This is a genomic window from Streptomyces gilvus, from assembly GCF_022513565.1.
Lineage (GTDB): Bacteria > Actinomycetota > Actinomycetes > Streptomycetales > Streptomycetaceae > Streptomyces > Streptomyces gilvus.
Genome location: NZ_JAKWBE010000011.1, coordinates 133,553 through 152,706, shown reverse-complemented (window position 1 = coordinate 152,706; position 19,154 = coordinate 133,553). Strand labels below are relative to the sequence as shown.

General features: G+C 72.0%; 14 protein-coding genes, 1 tRNA gene and 1 pseudogene. 6 read left to right on the top strand and 10 right to left on the bottom strand.

Going from position 1 to position 19,154, the window contains the following annotated elements; all coding sequences use genetic code 11:
• Positions 1–69: 69 nt before the first annotated feature.
• The 3 genes and pseudogenes from glmU to MKW14_RS19030 form a co-directional block, all read right to left on the bottom strand.
• The gene (gene glmU, locus MKW14_RS19040; RefSeq protein WP_240863751.1) at positions 70–1,518 is read right to left on the bottom strand and encodes a bifunctional UDP-N-acetylglucosamine diphosphorylase/glucosamine-1-phosphate N-acetyltransferase GlmU; all 1,449 of its coding nucleotides are present in this window, start codon (positions 1,516–1,518) and stop codon (positions 70–72) included.
• 119 nt (positions 1,519–1,637) lie between these two features.
• Positions 1,638–1,712: transfer RNA gene (locus MKW14_RS19035), tRNA-Gln, on the bottom strand.
• Positions 1,713–1,817: 105 nt separating this feature from the next.
• Positions 1,818–2,133: pseudogene (locus MKW14_RS19030) on the bottom strand (hypothetical protein); the annotation flags it as partial.
• 165 nt (positions 2,134–2,298) lie between these two features.
• On the opposite strand from MKW14_RS19030, the gene MKW14_RS19025 reads away from it, so the two are divergent.
• Positions 2,299–3,603, top strand: a complete 1,305-nt coding sequence (locus MKW14_RS19025; protein WP_240863749.1) for a sensor histidine kinase — start codon at positions 2,299–2,301, stop codon at positions 3,601–3,603.
• Between the two features lie 242 nt (positions 3,604–3,845).
• On the opposite strand, the gene MKW14_RS19020 is transcribed toward MKW14_RS19025, so the two are convergent.
• Complete coding sequence (locus tag MKW14_RS19020) at positions 3,846–4,340, bottom strand: SUKH-3 domain-containing protein (RefSeq protein WP_240863747.1); 495 nt, start codon at positions 4,338–4,340, stop codon at positions 3,846–3,848.
• 74 nt (positions 4,341–4,414) lie between these two features.
• Positions 4,415–4,954, bottom strand: coding sequence for a YwqJ-related putative deaminase (locus tag MKW14_RS19015; RefSeq protein WP_240863746.1), 540 nt, complete (start codon positions 4,952–4,954; stop codon positions 4,415–4,417).
• Between the two features lie 363 nt (positions 4,955–5,317).
• Here MKW14_RS19015 and MKW14_RS19010 point away from each other — a divergent pair, with 363 nt between their 5' ends.
• The 3 genes from MKW14_RS19010 (at position 5,318) to MKW14_RS19000 (ending at position 10,662) form a co-directional block, all read left to right on the top strand.
• On the top strand, positions 5,318–6,331 hold the full coding sequence (locus MKW14_RS19010; protein ID WP_240863744.1) for an SMI1/KNR4 family protein: 1,014 nt from the start codon (positions 5,318–5,320) through the stop codon (positions 6,329–6,331).
• A gap of 7 nt (positions 6,332–6,338) precedes the next feature.
• Positions 6,339–9,539, top strand: a complete 3,201-nt coding sequence (locus MKW14_RS19005; protein ID WP_240863741.1) for an SUKH-4 family immunity protein — start codon at positions 6,339–6,341, stop codon at positions 9,537–9,539.
• A 235-nt stretch (positions 9,540–9,774) separates the two neighbouring features.
• Positions 9,775–10,662, top strand: coding sequence for a coiled-coil domain-containing protein (locus MKW14_RS19000; protein ID WP_240863739.1), 888 nt, complete (start codon positions 9,775–9,777; stop codon positions 10,660–10,662).
• Positions 10,663–10,765: 103 nt separating this feature from the next.
• Here the strand turns inward: MKW14_RS19000 and MKW14_RS18995 are convergent, their stop codons facing one another.
• The 3 genes from MKW14_RS18995 to MKW14_RS18985 form a co-directional block, all read right to left on the bottom strand.
• Complete coding sequence (locus MKW14_RS18995; RefSeq protein WP_240863737.1) at positions 10,766–12,379, bottom strand: sodium/solute symporter; 1,614 nt, start codon at positions 12,377–12,379, stop codon at positions 10,766–10,768.
• On the bottom strand, positions 12,376–12,843 hold the full coding sequence (locus tag MKW14_RS18990; protein WP_240863735.1) for a DUF485 domain-containing protein: 468 nt from the start codon (positions 12,841–12,843) through the stop codon (positions 12,376–12,378). The genes MKW14_RS18995 and MKW14_RS18990 overlap by 4 nt, the downstream gene beginning before the upstream one ends.
• 194 nt (positions 12,844–13,037) lie before the next feature.
• On the bottom strand, positions 13,038–14,543 hold the full coding sequence (locus MKW14_RS18985; RefSeq protein WP_240863733.1) for an MFS transporter: 1,506 nt from the start codon (positions 14,541–14,543) through the stop codon (positions 13,038–13,040).
• A 400-nt stretch (positions 14,544–14,943) separates the two neighbouring features.
• Between MKW14_RS18985 and MKW14_RS18980 the strand changes: the two genes are divergently transcribed.
• Positions 14,944–15,762 carry an ABC transporter ATP-binding protein gene (locus tag MKW14_RS18980; protein WP_240863732.1) on the top strand — a complete coding sequence of 273 codons (819 nt, stop codon included), beginning with the start codon at positions 14,944–14,946 and terminating at the stop codon, positions 15,760–15,762.
• Positions 15,759–18,338 carry an ABC transporter permease gene (locus MKW14_RS18975; protein WP_240863730.1) on the top strand — a complete coding sequence of 860 codons (2,580 nt, stop codon included), beginning with the start codon at positions 15,759–15,761 and terminating at the stop codon, positions 18,336–18,338. Before MKW14_RS18980 ends, MKW14_RS18975 begins: the two co-directional genes overlap by 4 nt.
• Positions 18,339–18,439: 101 nt before the next feature.
• Here the strand turns inward: MKW14_RS18975 and MKW14_RS18970 are convergent, their stop codons facing one another.
• Together MKW14_RS18970 and MKW14_RS18965 are read right to left on the bottom strand one after the other, a co-directional pair.
• A complete protein-coding gene (locus MKW14_RS18970) occupies positions 18,440–18,814 on the bottom strand; it encodes a type II toxin-antitoxin system VapC family toxin (RefSeq protein ID WP_240863728.1) in 375 nt (124 codons plus the stop codon).
• A 6-nt stretch (positions 18,815–18,820) separates the two neighbouring features.
• The gene (locus MKW14_RS18965; protein WP_240863726.1) at positions 18,821–19,072 is read right to left on the bottom strand and encodes a type II toxin-antitoxin system Phd/YefM family antitoxin; all 252 of its coding nucleotides are present in this window, start codon (positions 19,070–19,072) and stop codon (positions 18,821–18,823) included.
• Positions 19,073–19,154 lie beyond the last annotated feature (82 nt).

Genomic DNA, 19,154 nt, shown 5'->3' with positions numbered 1-19,154 from the left:
GTGTCTCAGCAGGTGGGGTGCGGATGTGCACTTATCACGGTACGCCGTGTCTGACCCGACCGATTCCGGTCAGCCTTCGCCTTCCTCCCGGCGAGCGGCCGCCTCCGCCGCCCTCGCCGCCGCGCTCCCCGGACGCTTGCGCGCCACCCAACCCTCGATATTCCGCTGCTGACCACGGGCCACGGCCAGCGAACCGGGCGGAACGTCCTTGGTGATCACGGACCCGGCAGCGGTGTACGCACCGTCCCCGACCGTGACAGGAGCCACAAACATATTGTCGGAGCCGGTACGGCAGTGCGACCCCACCGTGGTGTGGTGCTTCTCCTGTCCGTCGTAGTTGACGAACACGCTGGCGGCACCGATGTTCGTGTACTCGCCGATCGTCGCGTCCCCCACGTACGACAGATGCGGGATCTTCGTCCCCTCGCCGATCGAGGAGTTCTTGGTCTCGACGTACGTGCCGATCTTGCCCTTCGCGCCGAGACGCGTGCCCGGACGCAGATAGGCGTACGGACCCACCTTCGCCTCCGGTCCCACCTCCGCGCCGTCGGCCACCGCGTTGTCGACCCGGGCGCCGGCACCGACCCTCGTGTCCGTCAGCCGGCAGTTGGGCCCGACCTCCGCGCCCTCGCCGATGTGCGTGGAGCCGTGCAGCTGCGTGCCCGGATGCACGACCGCGTCCCGCTCGAACGTCACCGTGACGTCGACCCAGGTCGTCGCCGGGTCGATCACCGTGACCCCGTCCAGCATCGCCCGCGTCAGCAGGCGGTCGTTGAGGATCCGCCGCGCCTCGCTCAGCTGCACCCGGTTGTTGATCCCGGCGATCTCCCGGTGGTCGCCGGCCGGCGAGGCCCCGACCCGGTGCCCCGCCTCGCGCAGGATCCCGAGGACGTCCGTCAGGTACTCCTCGCCCTGGCTGTTGTCCGTCCGCACCTTCTTCAGCGCCTCGGCGAGAAGCTGCCCGTCGAACGCGAACACGCCGGAGTTGACCTCGCGGATGCGCCGCTGGACCTCCGTGGCGTCCTTGTGCTCGACGATCGCGGTGACGGCGCCGGTGGCCTCGTCCCGGATGATCCGCCCGTACCCGGTGGCGTCAGGGACCTCGGCGGTCAGCACGGTGACGGCGTTGCCGTCGGAGGCATGGGTGGCGGCCAGCCGCGTCAGCGTCTCGCCGGTCAGCAGCGGGGTGTCACCGCACACGACGACGACGGTCCCCTCGACCGACCCGCCGAGCCCCTCCAGGGCGATCCGTACGGCGTGCCCGGTGCCGTTCTGCTCCTCCTGCACGGCGGTGCGGGCGGCCGGATCGGTCTCGGCGAGGTGGGCCGCGACCGCCTCCCTCGCGTGCCCGACCACGACGACGAGATTCTCGGGGTCCAACTCGCGCGCGGCGGCGAGGACATGGCCCACCAGACTGCGGCCACAGATCTCGTGCAGGACCTTCGGTGTGGCCGACTTCATACGGGTGCCCTCACCCGCTGCGAGAACGACGACGGCTGCCGGGCGAATGGCGCTCACGGGGTTGCCCTTCGGCTTTTGGGACGGGTGGGGACATCCGCAGGATACCGGGGCGTTTCACGGGTGACATGAGAGCGGGTCCCGACGGCGCTGACGCCGGTCAGGACCCGAACCGAGCGTGGCTCCCCCGCCAGGACTCGAACCCGGACAGATGGCACCAAAAGCCACAGTGCTGCCAATTACACCACGGGGGAACAAACTCGACAGAAATGGACATTCAGTCAGCCCGTCGAGCGGCGCCTCCTACTATGCCGTACCAGGCGCCTTCCACGCGACGGTACTCGTCGGCACTCCGCAGCACGGCGCTCCGGCCTGGGAAGGTCCCGCACCCAGAGTGAGACCGAACTCTTCGAGCACCCCAGTTCCACCTGGATCTGGTCGTGCGTCCAGCCCTGGAGCCGGAGTTCCCGCGCCTCGTCCCTCAGGTCGTTCTTCGTTCGGGCGTTTCGTCCGTTCCGGAGGGGGTTCGCCCTCCAGGAGGCGGTTGAGGAGGTCGTTGTTGTCGACGTGGAGCCGGTCACGGATCTGGCGCCGGCTCAGGACTTCGCGTCGCAGGGCGAGTGCCTGCTCCCTGAGTTCCTCGAAGTCGGCGTACTTGCCGCATGAATGTGTCATGGGCGCACGGTCCGGGTGGAATGGGATCTTCCGGGGGCGAACCCTGGCTGGATCAGCCGTTCGAGGGAAAGTGGGGTTTGGTAGGTGATCGGTCACGGAGTGTGGTGTGGGCCAGTCCCGGAAACTCACCGGAAAACCGGCCACGAACGACCGTAGGCTGGAGGCATGACCACGACGGGGGAAGACCATGCCACGGTCCGGGGAGGGCCGTGGTGGTGGACCAGGTGGCGCAGTGCCGCGTTGGATGTCGGGCTGGCTGTCGCGTCCGCGGTGGAGTGCGCGTTCGAAGGGATCCGGTTCGCGCGGGACGCGGGGATCCCCCTGGCCGCCGGGATCGTGTTCGGTGTGCTGGCCGGTTCCGTGTTGCTCGTGCGCCGGCAGTGGCCGATAGCCGTCGTCCTCGTGTCGATCGCCATCACGCCCGCCCAGATGGGCTATCTGATGGGCATCGTCGGCCTGTACACGCTCGCCGCGTCCGAGTTGCCGCGCCGCATCATCGCCTCGCTGGCCGGCATGTCCCTGGTCGGCATGCTGATCGTGATGTTCGTGCGGGTGCGGCAGGACATGGCGCACGGCGGTCTGGACCTGGGTGACTGGTTCGTGCCGTTCGCGTCGATCACGACGGCGATCGGGATGACCGCGCCGCCGCTGCTGCTGGGGATGTATGTCGGGGCCCGGCGGCGGCTGATGGAGAGTCTGCGGGAGCGGGCGGACAGCCTGGAGCGCGAGTTGCAGCTGCTCGCCGAGCGGGCCGAGGAGCGCGCGGAGTGGGCGCGCGGCGAGGAGCGGACGCGGATCGCGCGGGAGATGCACGACGTCGTCGCGCACCGGGTGAGTCTGATGGTGGTGCACGCGGCCGCGTTGCAGGCCGTCGCCCGCAAGGACCCGGAGAAGGCCGTGAAGAACGCCGCGCTGGTGGGGGACATGGGGCGGCAGGCGCTGACCGAGCTGCGGGAGATGCTCGGGGTGCTCAGGAGCGGGGAGGGGGCGCGGCGGGCGCAGCAGCCGGTTCCGCTGGCCGCGGTCGGGATGGCTGCCGCGGTGGCCGCGTCGAGGGTCGCCGACGAGGGTGACGGGCCGTGGCTGTCGGAGCTGGAGGAGTTGGTCGGGCAGTCGGCGGCGGCCGGGATGGTGGTGGCTCTGTCGGTCGAGGGGGACGTGCGCTCGTACGCGGCGGAGATCGAGCAGACGGCGTACCGCGTGGTGCAGGAGGCGTTGACGAACGTCCACAAGCACGCGGCGGGTGCGAAGACGTATGTGCGGGTGGCGCACCGGGTGTCGGAGATCGCGATGCAGGTGGAGAACGAGCCCCCGCCCGAGCTCGCGTCCGCGTCCTCGGCCCGGCTGCCCTCCGGGGGGAACGGGCTGGTGGGGATGAAGGAGCGGGTCACCGGCCTGGGCGGGGTGTTCGTGTCGGGGCCGACGGACGCGGGGGGTTTCCGGGTGTCGGCGGTGATTCCGGCGGCGTAGGCCACGCGCCGGTCAGTCCGCGGTGGGCCGTGGGCGCGCGGGATTCGGTCGGCGTGGGCCCTGCGTCGTTCGGCGCGCGGTGAGCCGTAGAGCTGTCTGGATTCTGGCGGCGTGGGTTGTGAGCCGTGGGGCTGTCCGGGTGCCGGCGGCGTGGGTCGTGAGGCGTCGGGCGGTCGGGTTTCGGCGGCGTGGGTCGTGAGGCGTCGGGCGGTCGGGTTTCGGCGGCGTGGGTCGTTTGTTCGTCAGCCCGCCGTGAGCCGTGCCGGTTCGGTGCCCGCGACGAGGGCGGCGAGGGCCTGGTCGATGTCGGGGCCGAGGTACCAGTCGCCGGTGTGGTCGAGGGCGTAGACGCGGCCTTCGGTGTCGATGGCGAGGAGGGCGGCGGAGTCGGTCTCGGCGCCGAGGGGGCTGACCTCGCGGTCGAGGGCGCGGCCGAGGTCGGCGAGGGTGCGGGCCATGTGCAGGCCGTGCAGGGGGTCGAGATGGATCGCGGTGGGGGCGATCTGGCGGCCGGGTCCGGTGGGGGTGATGTGCAGGCCGCCGAACTCGGCCCAGGCCTCGACGGCGGCGGGGAAGACGGCGTGCCGGTGGCCGGCGGGCGAGGTGTGCTCGCGCAGGGCGTCGGCCCAGATCTCGGCCTGCTTTATGTCCCAGCGTCCGGGTTGCCAGCCGGCGGCGCGCAGGGCGGCGTCGACGGGTACGGGGAAGCGCGTGCTGGAGGTGCGGTCGGGGTGCATCTGCCCTTCGATCGTCGAGTTCGCCGGCGTCACTGACCGGCCCGGCGGCGGTGTTGTCGTACGGGGTGGGGGATTCAGTCGCCTGCCGCTGCCGGGTCGACGACGCGGACGCCGAAGTGGGCGCTGAGCGCGGTGCAGGCCCGGCAGGGTGCCGCGAAGCTGCCGTGCAGGGGGTCGCCGTCCTCGCGGATGCGACGGGTGGTGAGTTTGGCCTGCTTGAGGGCTTTGCGGGCTTCGCCGTTGGTCATGGGCTTGCGTGCGGCGCGTTTGCTGCGCGCGGCGTCCGCGGCGGCTATGTGGCGGGAGATGAGGATCGTCTCGGCGCAGCGGCCGGTGAAGCGGTCGCGCTGGGCGCTGGTCAGGGTGTCGAGGAAGTCCTGCACGAGGGGGTGCAGGGGTGGTGGCTGGTCGCCGCGGGCGGCGGTGCCGGTGAGGGTGGCGCCGCGGACGGAGAGCGCGGCGGCGACGGTGGGGAGTATGCCGTCGCGCCGGTGCAGGAGGGCGGGGGCGGAGGCGTTGGTGGGGGCGCTCCAGCCGATGCGGGGGTCGCCGGACAGGCCGCCGTGCGGCGTGGCGGGCGTACCCGGGTGTGGTCCCGTCTGCGTCGCGTTCATGATCGTCTTCCCCTCCGTGCATCCCCCCGGAGGAGACAGACTGCCAAACTCCGTTGCTGGTGCGGTAGCTGGGGCGGTGCGACACGCCCGGGTCCGGGCGGTCCGTGAGGGCGGGGTGACGGCTGGTCACGGAAGCGGAGGGCGGCTGACCGGGGCCCGGTGACCGGTGCGGTCGTACCGCATAGGCTGTCGGCACCGCTTTCGTGCGGGTGGCGCTTGCCGGCATGCGTGAGGGCGTGTGGTGGCGGGCGCGGTGTGGTCACGACGTGAGTCGGGACGGACGAGACAGTCGATACGGGGTGTGGTGGGCGGCGGGTGCCGGTCGCCGCGGTCCGTACCAGAGTGCCGCAGGGGGCAACCGCCATGACGACAGGTCGGCTCGGGCTGGGGGCGCCGCCCAGCCGCCAGGCTGGGGGGCAAGCCGCGCCGCCGAACGCGGCCTATGCCGGGCAGGTCGTGCATTTCCCGGATCCGGTCCGGGCAGCCCGTCACCCGAGAGGGGTACGGGTCGACGAGCGCGGTTACCCCGATTTCTCTCCCTACGCGCGCGCGGCCGCGGAGATCGCGGAGGCGCCGGAGGGTTTCGGGGTCGACGAACTGCGGCTGACGGACTACGTCTCGGCGAACGCGGCGCTGGCGGCCTCGGGTCATGACCTGTGGGACACGGTGGTGCCGGTGGCGACGCCGCACGGCTGGACCTGGCATCACGTGGCCGGCAGCCGGCGGCTGGAGCTGATCCCGGTCGAGGTGAAGGCGCTGCTGCGGCATCACGGGGGGATCGCGACGTCCGCGGTGGACCAGGACAAGCGGGGCACGCGGCCGTTGCAGGAGACGCGTCCGGCGCACTTCGGGCTGCCGAAGTCGGGGGTGGCGGTGACGGAGGCGCAGGTGCAGGGGGTCGAGGAGGACCTCGGGTACCGGCTGCCGGGTGCGTACCGTTCGTTCCTGAAGGCGGCGGGCGGGTGCGCGCCGGTGGGCACCGCGCTCGACGCGGGGCTCGGCCTGCTGATCGACCAGCCGTTCTTCACGGTGCGCGACGAGGCCGCGGTCAATGACCTGGTGTACGTCAACAAGTGCCTGCGCGACCATCTGACCAAGGACTATCTGGGCGTCGGTTTCGTGCAGGGCGGGTTGCTCGCGGTGAAGGTCAAGGGCGAGCGAATCGGTTCTGTGTGGTTCTGCGCGTACGACGACGTGCGGGACGTCGATCCGTCGTGGACGCCTGCGGAGCGGGTGGAGCGTCTGCTGCTGCCGTGCGGTGAGGACTTCGACGTGTTCCTGTCCCGACTGGCGGGATCCCCGCCGGAGTTGGAGACGGTGGCGAATCTGATGGTGGACGGCGGTTTCGCGCGGTCCGTTCCCGTGGTGGGGGAGTGAGCCGGCGATGGTGACGTTCGCGCAGGCGCAGGAGCGCGCCGAGGAGTGGATCAACGGTGACGTGCCGTCGTACCAGCACCGTGAGGTCCGCGTACGGGAGTTCGAGCTCGGGTTCGTGGTGTGGGCGGAGGACCGTGCGGAGGGTCCGCGGTCGGACGGGGGCGGTCAGCGGCTGGTGATCGCCCGCGACAGCGGCGAGGCCACGCTGTGGCCCTCGCTGCCGGTGGGCGAGGTCATCCGCCGCTACGAGGAGGAGTACGGCCGCCCGGACCCCGCGGACGAACCGCCGCCGCCGGCCGCGTCCTCCGCCCGCGTCGACCTGAACCAGACGTCGTTCCTGCTGAGCCCCCCGGAGTGGCTGCAGGAGGCGGCGGACAAGCTGGGGATCGGGGAGCGGCCGGGTGAGGGGGCGGGCGCGGCTGCGGGTGCCGGCGGCGCCGGTGCCGGTGGTGACGGGCGTGGGGTTGGCTCGTCGGGTTCTGGTACGTCGGGGAGCGGGGCGCTTCCCGAGACGCAGCCGGGGGTGCCGGTCGGTTCGGGGGCGCCCGGAGGTGCCGGTGCGCCGAACGTGCCCGCCGGGGCGACCCCTTGGGCCGGAACCGACACCAACGCGGACGCGGGCGAGGACCGTTCCGTGCCGTTGCCGGCGACCGTCTTCGCGCCGCCGCTGAGCGACATCGAGGACGCGCCTCCGTCGGCGCCGTCGACACCGCCCGACGCCGAGACGGCACTGATCTCGGGCGGCAGCCAGCTTCCGCCCACAGCGGTGGCGCCGGCGCTGGACGACCGGGGGGCGCCGGGCGCGGGGGGTGCGCCGGGGGCGCCTGCAGGGCAGAGCGCGCCGGGCGGGGCCGGAGCGCCGGGGGCGCACGGTGTGCCTGGTGTTGCTGGTGCGCATGGAGCGCCCGGCGGCGGTCCAGGGGGTGCGCCGGGGGCGCTCGCGGGTGCTGGTGCGCCGGGTACGCCGCCGCCTCCGCCCGGGCTGGGTGGATCGGTGTATGGCTATCCGCAGGGGCCGGGTGGTGCGGGGGCGTCGGGTACGTCTCCCTCGGGGGCGCCCGCGCCGGGTGCCGTGCCTCCGCCTCCGCCTCCGCCGGGTGCGCCGTCGTACGGATATCCGCAGGGGGCGGGCGGTGCGGGGGCGCCGGGCACGCCTCCGGGGGCTTCGGCTCCGGGTGCCGTGCCTCCGCCTCCGCCGGCTGCGTCCTCGTATGGGTATCCGCAAGCGCCCGGTGGGGCGCCGGGGATGCCGCAGCCTCCGGGTGCGCCGAGGCTTGCCCCGAACGCCGGGGACATCGCCGACGCCGCGACCAGCAAGGCCGCGCCTCCGTCGCGTCGGGGCTCGGCCACGCCGCCCCCGCCGAGCGCCCCGGGAACTCCGGGTGCGCGGGCGGGCAGCGCACCTCCGCCTCCGCCGGGGCCCGGCGCGGGCGGGTACGTGCCCACGCAACTCGTCTCGGCACTCGGTCCTGACGGCCCGGAGGGGGCTGTCGGACCGCAGACCCCGGGCGCCCCCCAGCCGCCCGGTGCGCCGAACTCGCCCGGCGGTAATCCTCCGGGCGACGCCCACCACGCCGCCACGGTGCTTGCCGACCCGGGTCGGATGGGCCCGGGCGGGGGCGCACCGCAGCCTCCGGGGGCCCCGGGTGTTCCGGGCGCCCCAGCCTTCCCGGGCACGCCCGGCGGACAGGCGTTTCCGGGTGCCCCGGGCACACCGAATGCGCCCAGCGCGTCAGGAGCCCCGGGAGCCCCTGGTATGCCGAGCGCGCCCGGCGCTCCGCAAGCTCCCGGCGCCCCTGGCGTTCCCGGGGCGCCCGGCGCCCCGCTGCCTCCGGGCGCCCCCAACCCGGTCGGTTTCCCGGGAGCGCCGCAGGGCCCTGGAGCGCCCGGTGCGTTTCAACCTCCCGGCGCCTCGGGTGCACCCGGCACGCCCGGCGCATCCCAACCGCCAGGCGCCCCGGGTATGCCGATCACCCCCGGCGCCCCCGGAGCCGTTCACCACGCCGAGACCGTGTTGGCCGCGCCGCCCGTCGGCGGTCCCGGCGCTCCCCCCGTCGGCGGTCCCGGTGTGCCTCCTCCGCCGCCAGCCCCCGGCGCGCTAGGTGCTCCCGGCGCCCCCGGTGTGGCTCCTGGGGTTCCCGGGGCTCCCATGGGCCCGGGTGTGCGGCAGCCGCCCATGCCGCCGGGGCCCGGGCAGCCGTCGGCGTACGGGTATCCGCAGCAGCCCGCCGGGCAGCCGGCCGTCGGTCCCGGGTATCAGGCCGTTCTTCGGTACCGGGCGCAGGACGGTTCCGAGCAGCAGGTGATCCGGCGGTCCGCGCCGGGGACGCCGCACCCGGAGTGGCAGATCTTCCACGAGCTGCGCGCCATGAACGTGCCGCCGGACCAGGTGCTGGAACTGCACACGGAGTTGGAGTCCTGCGAGCTGCCGGGTGCGTACTGCGCGCGGATGATCCGGGAGCAGTGGCCGCAGGCGCGGATCACCAGCATCGCCCCGTACGGCACCGATCACGCGAGCCGACAGCAGGGCATGCGGCAACTGCTCGCCCATCAGGGGGAGTTGCACCAGGTGGCGGACGGACCGGCGCGCCCCGCGCCGGTGCGCGCGCCGTTGCCGCCGGTGCAGGCGGCGCCGCCGGTTCCGCCGGAGGCCGTGGCGCAGGAGCTCGCGGGGGCGTTCGGGCCGGGCGTCTTCCGGTTCGAGCAGGCCGCGGTCTCCCGGCAGGGCGTGCCGCCGATCGTGGCGCAGTCGCTGGTGGTGGCGGGCCTTCCGCTGGACATGGGCCCGTTCTTCTGGGCGCAGGCCCAGCCGGGCCGGCCGGTGCCGACGCTCGCCGAACTGGCGCAGGAGCGCGGTGTGCAGCCCGCGTCGGACGCGGCCTCCTACCTCGTGATGGGCAGCGACTTCGGCAAGGCGCTGTGCGTGCAGTACGGCACGGCGAACATCGTGGCCGTCCCCGTGGAGGCCGGGCCCGGCGGTGCTCCGGTGCCGCCGCAGTTCGTGAACACGGGGCTGCCCGAGTTCCAGCGCTGCCTAGCGCTGCTGGGCCGGATGTGGCGGCTGCGGTTCGGTCTCAACCAGGAGCAGGCGGGCCGCTGGACCGTCGACTTCCAGGCCCAGCTGGCCTCCCTCGACCCGGCGGCGCTCGGGTCGCCGGAGAGCTGGTGGTCGGTGCTGCTCGAGCAGATGTGGGACGGCTTGTTGTGACCTCCGTGGACTCGTGATGTCCGTGACGTCCGTGACTCCGTGACGTCGATGTCCCCCTGACGCGAGGGACCCTTCGGGCCGGGCCCGGTCACCGTGACCGGGCCCGGCCCTTTTGCGTGCCCATCCTGACCGCGGCCCGTGCGCGGAGTGTCGGGTTATGAACACTTACGTCCGATACATCAAGATGTGCGCGAAATCATCATCTCGCGTCCGTTCGGCGGAGAGGGGCTCCAGGATGAGCAGCGCATCGGTCTCGGCCCACGGCTTCGGGGCCGTACGGGGGCGCGGTTACCGTCCCGACCAGGTCGACGCGTACGCCGCCGCCCTCTCCGGTGACCGGGACGCCGCGTGGGAGAGGGCCGCCCGGCTCACCGTCCTCGCCAGGGAGATGGAGGAGGAGGCGGAGGACCTGCGGGAGACCGTGGCGCACCTCTCGCCGCAGACGTACGAGACCCTGGGCGAGGGCGCGCGGCGGCTGTTCCAGTTCGCGGAGGAGGAGGCCGCCGCCGTGCGGGAGCGCGCGCGGCAGGAGGCGCAGCGCATCACGGGTACGGCGCAGGCACGTGCGGACGGCGTGCGCGACGCGGCGCAGGCGCACGCCGACGCCGTACGCGCCGAGGCCGAGGAACGCGCCCGGCAGCGGTTGCTCGCGGCCCAGGCCGAGGCCGACGGGATCAGGATCTCCGCCCGGCGCGCGGTGAAGGAAGGGCGGGGCGAGGCGGTGGGCGCGCTGCGGGACGTGCGGCAGCGCACCTCGGCCATGCTCGCCGAGCAGGCCGAGGAGTTCGCCGAGCGGTTGGCCGAGCTGGAGGGGGCCGAGGCCGAACGGGTGGCCGCGGTCGCCGCGCGGGAGGCCGAACGGGTGGCGCGGGCGGAGGAAGCGCTGGCCGAGGCGGAACGGGAGTTCCGGGAGGCCGAGGAGGCCGCACGGCGGTGCCAGGAGGAGGCACGGGTACGGGCGGCGGAGATCCTCGCGGAGGCGCGGGCCGGTGAGGAGCAGATCGCCCGGGACACGGAACGGCTGCTGCGCGAGCACGCGGAGCTCTCGGACGACGTGCAGGCGCAGATGGACTACGTACGCAACAGCCTCACGGCGTTGACGGGGTCCGCGTCCGGGGAGTGACGCGCGCGGGGACGGCACGTACCCACTTCACCCACGCCTCGCGCGCGTCCCCACCCGCCCGCACCTCACGCACGCCCAGCACGCGCCCCCACCCCTCCGCATCTCACCCACCCCTCCGCACCGCCCCCGCCAGAATCCACCCCTCCACCGCCTCGTACTGATGCCGTTGCTCCTCCGAAGCCCGGCGGCCCGACAGCACCGTGCCCAGCCAGCCGAACAGGAAGCCCAGAGGGATCGTCACCAGGCCCGTCGTGGTGAACGGGAACCAGTTGAAGTCGGCGTCGGGGAAGGCGGAGACGGGGGAGCCGGAGACCAGGTTGGTGCCCGGCATCAGGAGCAGGACCGCCAGGGTGCCGCCGATTAGGGTGCACAGCAGGCCCGCTCGGGTGTAGCGGCGCCAGAAGAGGCTGTAGACCAGGGCGGGCGCGATGGCGGAGGCGCCGAGGCAGAAGGAGAGGGTCACCAGGGGCTGCAGGCTGATGTGCTGGACCAGGGTGGCCAGCAGGATCGCGGGCACGCCGACCGCGAGGGCGGAGGCCCGGGCGAGCCCCATCTCGCGGCGGGCGGACATCTCCCGTACGCGTGCGGCGAAGACGTCGTGGGCGAGGGAGTTGGCGCAGGCGAGGATCATGCCGGCGACGGAGGCGAGCAGGGTGAGGAAGATCGCCGTCGTGATCGTCGTGAAGAGGAAGGTCTCCGCGGTGGAGACGTCGGGGCCGAACGCGGCGCGGGAGCCCAGCAGATAGGCCGTGTTGCCGCGCGGGTCGGCCTGCGCGATGGCCGCCCGTCCGATCAGGGCCGTCGCGCCGAAGCCGACGACCGTCATGATGAGGACGAAGAGCACCACCATCGACACCGCCCAGGACATCGAGCGGCGCACCTGCCGGGCGCTGGAGGCGGTGTACATGCGCATCGTGACGTGCGGCAGGCAGGCGCCGCCGATGACGACCGTCAGTTCCGAACTGATCATGTCCAGACGGGGGTTGGGGCTGCCGGCGAACTCCACGCCCGAGTGGAGGAAGGCGCTGCCGACCCCGCTCCGCGCGGCCGCCGCGTGGAACAGGGCCCCGGGGTCCCAGTCGAAGCGCCGCAGGATCAGGACGGCCACGACCGCGCCCGACCCGAGCAGCATCACGATCTTCAGGATCTGGATCAGGGCGGTGCCCTTCATCCCGCCGATGGCGGCGTAGCTGATCATCAGGGCGCCCAGGCCGATGATGCAGCCGGTCTTCAGGGAGTCGCCGGAGAAGCCGAGGATGAAGGCCAGCAGCTGTCCCGTGCCGGCGAGCTGGACCAGCATCAGGGGCAGCAGCGCGGCGATGGTCACCGCGCACGCCGTGATGCGCACCGCGCGCCCCGGCATCCGTCGCGCCAGCGCGTCGCCCATGGTGAACCGGCCCGCGTTGCGCAGGGGTTCGGCCAGCAGGAACATCAGCAGCATCAGCGACAGGGCGGTGCTCAGTGCGAGCACGACGCCGTCGTAACCGCACAGGGCGATGACCCCGCCCGTGCCGAGGACGCTCGCGGCGGAGATGTAGTCGCCGGCGATGGCGAGGCCGTTGCGCAGGGGGGAGAGGGAGCCGTAGCCGGTGTAGAACTCGTCGAGGTCGTCGCGGTCGGGGCCGGTCATCACGCACAGCAGCAGGGTGACCGTGGCGATCGCGGAGAAGGCGACGAGGGACATGGCCTGGGCGTTGCCGCTGAAGCCGTCGGTCATCGGGCCGCCTCCCGCTTGGCGTCCACCGCGGACTGCTTGCGGATGCGGTCGGCGATCGGGTCGACGTAACGGCGCGCGGTGTGCTCGTACAGCGCGATGGCCAGCCAGGTGACGGGGATCTGGATCAGGGCGAGCAGCAGTCCGGTCGGCAGTCCGTCGGTGACGTCGGCGGACATGACCGACGGGGCGAAGGCGGACAGGACGAGGAACAGGGTGAAGTAGCCGAGCGCGGCCAGGGTGGCGGTGCGGCGCTGCCAGCGGTAGGCGCTGCGCAGGATCCGCAGGTCGCTGTGGTGCCCGAGCGGGGGATGCGGCGGGCGGCGCCGGGGCGGCTCGGGAGGGTCCGCGATGGGCGGCTGCCAGGGGTAGGTGGCCTCGTAGGACGGCGACGAGTCGTACTGCTGGTACTGCGGGGCCTGTTGTGGGGGTCGGTACGGGTACGACGGGGACGGGTCGTAGGACATCCCGGTACTCCTTGCGTGGCTCGGGTCCGGTGCGGACCGCAAGGGAGGTGGGGGGCGGCGGAGTCCCGCACGTTACTCGGCGGTTCGGAAACGCACAGCCTTTTCGGCAAACTGGCTGGTCGGTATGCGCTTACTTCGCTGACCTGTGACGTTACCCGCGTTAACTCGGATTTTTGGAGGCGATGCTCGCCCTCTCACTGCTCCTTGAGGACCGGGAAGCGTCGCGGCGCCAGGAACAGCAGGACGAGGAAGGCCGCCGCGGCCGCGCAGCCCGCCCCGATGTACACCGCGTGCACCGCGTCCGCGACCGCCCGGCGCGTCGCCTCCGGTACCGCGCCCGAGTCCAGGCCCCGGGTCACCGAGTCCAGGTCGCTCGCGCCGCCCAGGCGGGAGGCGAGCACCCCGTTGGCGACCGCGCCGAAGACCGAGGCGCCGATCGTCTGGCCGGTCTGGCGGCAGAAGAGCACCGAGGCGGTCGTCGTGCCCCGTTCCGCCCAGCCCACCGTCGACTGCACGCCCACGATCAGCGGGAGCTGGAACAGCCCCAGCGCCGCGCCCAACAGGAGCATCAGCAGCGTCGGTTGCCAGGCGGAGCCCGGGTAGGGCAGGAACGGGAACGCGAACAGGATCAGCGCCGCCGCGCCGATGCCCAGCATCGCCGTGTTGCGGAACCCGATCCGCCGGTACACGTGCTGGCTCAGCGCCGCCGACACCGGCCAGGACAGCGTCCAGACCGAGAGCACGAAGCCCGCCGCCACGGGCGCGAGACCCAGCACCGACTGCGCGTACGTCGGCAGGAACACGCTCGGCGCCACCATCAGCAGGCCCAGCGCGCCCAGGGCGAGGTTGACGGCCGCGATCGTCCGGCGCCGCCACACCCACCCGGGGATGATCGGCTCGGCCGCACGGCGTTCGATCACGACCACGGCACCGGCGAGCGCGAGTCCCGTACCGAACAGCGCCAACGAGCGGGCCGACAGCCACGGCCAGGCCACCCCGCCCTGCACCAGCGCCGTCAGCAGCACGCCCCCGCACGCGAACACCGCCAGCGCGCCCGCCCAGTCGATGCGCGGACGGCGCTCCAACTCCCGTCGCGGCTCGCGCAGATGACGGACGACCAGCCACAACGCCAGCGCCCCGATGGGAAGGTTGACCAGGAAGATCCAGCGCCAGCCGGCGTACGCGGCGAGCAGGCCGCCGATCCCGGGGCCGGCCACCGCCGACACCGCCCAGACCGTGGACAGCTTCGACTGGATCCTGGGCCGTTCCTCCAGCGGGTACAGATCGGCCGCGAGCGTCTGCACCGTGCCCTGCAACGCCCCGCCGCCCAGGCCCTGGACGATGCGGAAGGCGATCAGCGCGCCCATGTTCCAGGCCGCGGCGCACAGCAGCGAGCCGACCAGGAACACCGCGGCGCCCGCGACGAGCACCGGTTTACGGCCGAAGGTGTCGGACAGCTTGCCGTACACCGGGAGCGTGACCGTGACCGCGAGCAGATAGCCGGAGAACAGCCAGGAGAAGTACGAGAATCCGCCGAGGTCGCCGACGATCTGGGGGACGGCGGTGGAGACGATGGTGGCGTCGAGCGCCGCGAGCGCCATCGCGAGCATGAGCGCGGCGACGACGGCACCCCGTCGGCGCGTGTCCGGTGGGAGCTCGTCCGTCACCGACGCCCGTATCTCCGTCTCCCCCTGGTCCATCGAATTCCTTCCCCCTGCATCTATCTGCCGCGCACAGCTTCTCACTTGACTTTGACGCGGCGGGAGGGTGGAGCCTGGGTGGGCCGGTGGGTGGAGCGAACCCCGAGACCGACTCCACCTGTCGGTGGACTGCCCCTAGGGGTCCCCTCCGTACTACGGCTGGGGGAGGGTTCGTCCCCCTGGAGGACGAGAGGGGCCGGGACCGGTCCTTAACCTGGCTTTACGCCGCTGGGGAGCGGCCGGGGAGCGGCCGGGGGGCTGTTCACCGAACCGGCGGGGGTGGGGTTTACCCCCGTACAAGAGGGTGCCGAGCACCAGCGCGCCGGGCCCCGCACAGGACCAGACTCATCGACGTAGCAGTTCTTGCGCCTCACCTGTTGACCGACATAGGAGACAAACCATGACTTCGGCCGTGACCATTCCCAGGCACGGGGGCACTGGAGGACGGACGGCCGTCGCCGCGCGGGCGCGGCAGGTCGTCAAGGCGTACGGGGCCGGGGAGACCCGCGTCGTCGCCCTCGACCATGTCGACGTGGACATCGCCCGCGGCCAGTTCACCGCGATCATGGGCCCCTCGGGGTCCGGCAAGTCCACCCTGATGCACTGCCTCGCCGGACTCGACACCGTCACCAGCGGGCAGATCTACCTGGACGACACCGAGATCACCGGGCTGAAGGACAAGAAGCTCACCCAGCTGCGGCGGGACCGGATCGGGTTCATCTTCCAGGCGTTCAACCTGCTGCCCACGCTGAACGCGATCGAAAACATCACGCTGCCCATGGACATCGCGGGCCGCAAGCCGGACCGGCAGTGGCTGGCGCGCGTGGTGGACACCGTCGGCCTCGCGGACCGGCTCAAGCACCGGCCCACCCAGCTCTCCGGCGGTCAGCAGCAGCGCGTCGCCGTGGCCCGCGCCCTGGCCGCCCGGCCCGAGATCATCTTCGGTGACGAGCCGACCGGAAACCTCGACTCGCGCGCGGGTGCCGAAGTACTGGGCTTCCTGCGGCAGTCCGTGGACGAGCTCGGGCAGACCATCGTCATCGTCACGCACGACCCGGTCGCCGCCTCCTACGCGGACCGCGTGCTGTACCTCGCCGACGGCCGGATCGTCGACGAGATGTACAAGCCGACCGCCGAAGCCGTCCTGGACCGCATGCTGTGCTTTTCTGGGGGACACCCCCAGACCCCCGACTTCGACGCCCGGGGGCGTACGTCATGACCGTAATGAAGACCTCGATGCGCAACTTCTTCGCGCACAAGGGGCGCATGGCCCTCTCCGCGATCGCCGTGCTGCTGTCGGTGGGCTTCGTCTGCGGGACGCTGGTGTTCACCGACACCATGAACACCACCTTCGACAAGCTGTTCGCGGCCACCTCCTCCGATGTGACGGTGAGCGCGAAGGGCGCCTCGGACACCGGTGAGACCACGTCCGACAACGGCAAACCGCCGGTCATGCCGGCCTCCGTGGTCGGCCGGGTGAAGTCGGCGCAGGGCGTGAAGGCGGCCGAGGGGACCGTCTTCTCGACCTCCGTGACCGTCGTCGACGCCAAGAAGGACAACCTCTCGCCCTCCAGCGGCGCCCCGACCATCGTCGGCAGCTGGAACGGCAACGACGCCCGCACCATGAAGATCACCTCGGGTGCGGCGCCCAAGGGTTCCGACCAGGTGATGGTCGACGCCGACACCGCCGACAAGCACCACCTCAAGCTCGGTGACACGCTGGCCATGATCAGCGCGGTCGGCACGCACGACGCGAAGATCTCCGGCATCGCCTCCTTCCAGGTCACCAACCCGGGTGCGGCGATCTTCTACCTGGACACCAGGACCGCCCAGCAGACGCTCGTCGGGAAGACCGGTGTCTTCACCAACGTCAACGTCACCGCCGCCTCCGGAGTGAGCGACGCCCGGCTGAAGCAGAACGTGGTCTCGGCGCTCGGCGGCCACTACAAGGTGCAGACCGCCAAGGAGACCGCCGACGCCAACCAGAAGAGCGTCGAGAGCTTCATGAACGTCATGAAGTACGCGATGCTCGGCTTCGCCGGGATCGCCTTCGTCGTCGGCATCTTCCTGATCATCAACACCTTCTCCATGCTGGTCGCCCAGCGGACGAGGGAGATCGGCCTGATGCGGGCCATCGGCTCCAGCCGCAAGCAGGTCAACCGGTCGGTGCTGGCCGAGGCGCTGCTGCTCGGCGTGACGGGCTCGGTCCTCGGCATCGGCGCGGGCGTCGGACTCGCGGTCGGCCTGATGAAGCTCATGGGCCAGATGGGCATGCACCTGTCCACCGCGGACCTCACCGTCGCCTGGACCACCCCGGTCGTCGGCCTGGTCCTCGGTGTCGTCGTCACCGTCCTCGCCGCCTACCTGCCCGCCCGCCGGGCCGGCAAGGTCTCCCCGATGGCCGCGCTGCGCGACGCCGGCGCTCCCGCCGACGCCAAGGCCGGGGTCGTACGGGCCGTGCTGGGCACGCTGCTGACCGCCGGCGGCGGTTTCTGCCTCTACCTGGCGGCCTCCGCCGACAAGGCGACCGGCGGCTCGCTCTGGCTGGGCCTGGGCGTGGTGCTCTCCCTGATCGGGTTCGTGGTGATCGGCCCGCTGCTCGCGGGCGGTGTCGTCCGGGTCCTGGGCGCCGTGCTGCTGCGGGCCTTCGGTCCGGTCGGGCGGATGGCCGAGCGCAACGCGCTGCGCAACCCGCGCCGTACGGGCGCCACGGGCGCCGCCCTGATGATCGGGCTCGCGCTGGTCGCCTGTCTGTCGGTGGTCGGCTCCTCGATGGTCGCCTCGGCGACGGACCAGCTCGACAAGACCGTCGGCACGGACTTCATCATCCAGTCCGACGGCGGCCAGATGATCACCCCGCAGGCGGTCAGGGCCGTGAAGGCGACGCCGGGCCTGAAGCGGGTCACCGAGTACAAGACGACCGAGGCCGACTACACGACCCCGGACGGCAGGACGCTCAAGAACACCGACATCACGGCGGCCGACCCGACGTACGCGACCGACCTGCGGGTCAAGACCGTCGCCGGCAACCTCAAGGACGCCTACCTGCCCGACTCGATGTCGGTGCACGAGAACTTCGCCAAGGCGCACGACGTCCACCTGGGCTCGAAGATCAGGATCGCCTTCAAGGACGGCGCCACCGCCAACCTGACGGTCCGGGCCATCACCAGCAACGACGGGCTGATCGACGCGGGCGCGAAGTACACCTCCATCGCGACGCTCGCCAAGTACGTGCCGGCCGACAAGATGCCCCTGGACCAGCTGGTCTTCGCCACCGCCAAGGACGGGCAGCAGGACGCGGCGTACAAGTCGCTGAAGTCCGCGCTGCACGACTACCCGCAGTACAAGGTGCGCGACCAGACCGACTACAAGAAGGCGCTGAAGGACCAGATCGGGCAGCTGCTCAACATGATCTACGGCCTGCTGGCGCTGGCGATCATCGTCGCGATCCTGGGCGTGGTGAACACGCTGGCCCTCTCGGTGGTCGAGCGGACCCGGGAGATCGGCCTGATGCGCGCCATCGGTCTCTCCCGCCGCCAGATGCGCCGCATGATCCGCATGGAGTCGGTGGTGATCGCCCTCTTCGGCGCCCTGCTCGGCCTGGGCCTCGGCATGGGCTGGGGCGCGACCGCCCAGAAGCTCCTCGCCCTGCAGGGCCTGAAGGTCCTGGAGGTCCCCTGGTCCACGCTGATCACGGTCTTCGTCGGCTCCGCGGTCGTGGGCCTGGTCGCCGCCCTGATCCCGGCGTTCCGGGCGGGCCGGATGAACGTCCTGAACGCGATCGCCACCGAGTAGGGGAGCCAGGGGGGTACGGCCACCGCACACGGGGGTTGCGGGGGAGAGCCCGGCGCCGGGAAGTCCTGCGGGACTGCCCGGCGCCGGGCCGCCGCGTCCTCTCAGGCGGGCAGCACCTCGACGTCGTACTTCGGGATCCAGGTGTCGCGCGTGATGATCGTCAGGCCTTCGTGCTGGGCCTGCGCGACGAGCATGCGGTCGAAGGGGTCGCGGTGGTGCCACGGCAGCTCACTGATCCGGACGCTGTGCTCCATGGTGACCGGAAGCGGCTTGAACTGCAGGTCACGGACGCGTTCGGGCAGGCCTGGGACATGGCCCAGTTTGCCCAGCGAGTACTTGAGGGCGACCTCCCAGGGAGTCACGGCGCTCATGTAGACCTCGGGCTGCGTGCGGAGCAGCTCCTTGAGGTCGTCGGACAGCTCGGGGGAGGCGTCCAGCCACCACAGCGCGATGTGGGTGTCGATCAGATAGCTCATCGTCGGTCACCGCATCCCGAACGCTTCGGCGATGTCCTCGGGCAGCTCGTCGAAGTCGTCGGGGATGTGGATCTGTCCCCGCAGCGCCCCGTGGTCCGTGCGCCTGACCCGCTCTCGGAACGGCACCACCTTCGCCACCGGCTCCCCCGCCCGGCTGATGATGATCTCTTCCCCTGTCTCGACCAGCTGCAGTATCCGGGAGAAGTTCGTCTTCGCGTCGTGGACGTTGTACTGCCGCTGGGCGTGCTGCGTGCTCATGAGCTCTCCCCACGTAGTGGACTAGGGGTTGGACTAGCCCTGGATCCAGGGTAGCCGCCCCTCCCTCCACCGGACCAGCGCA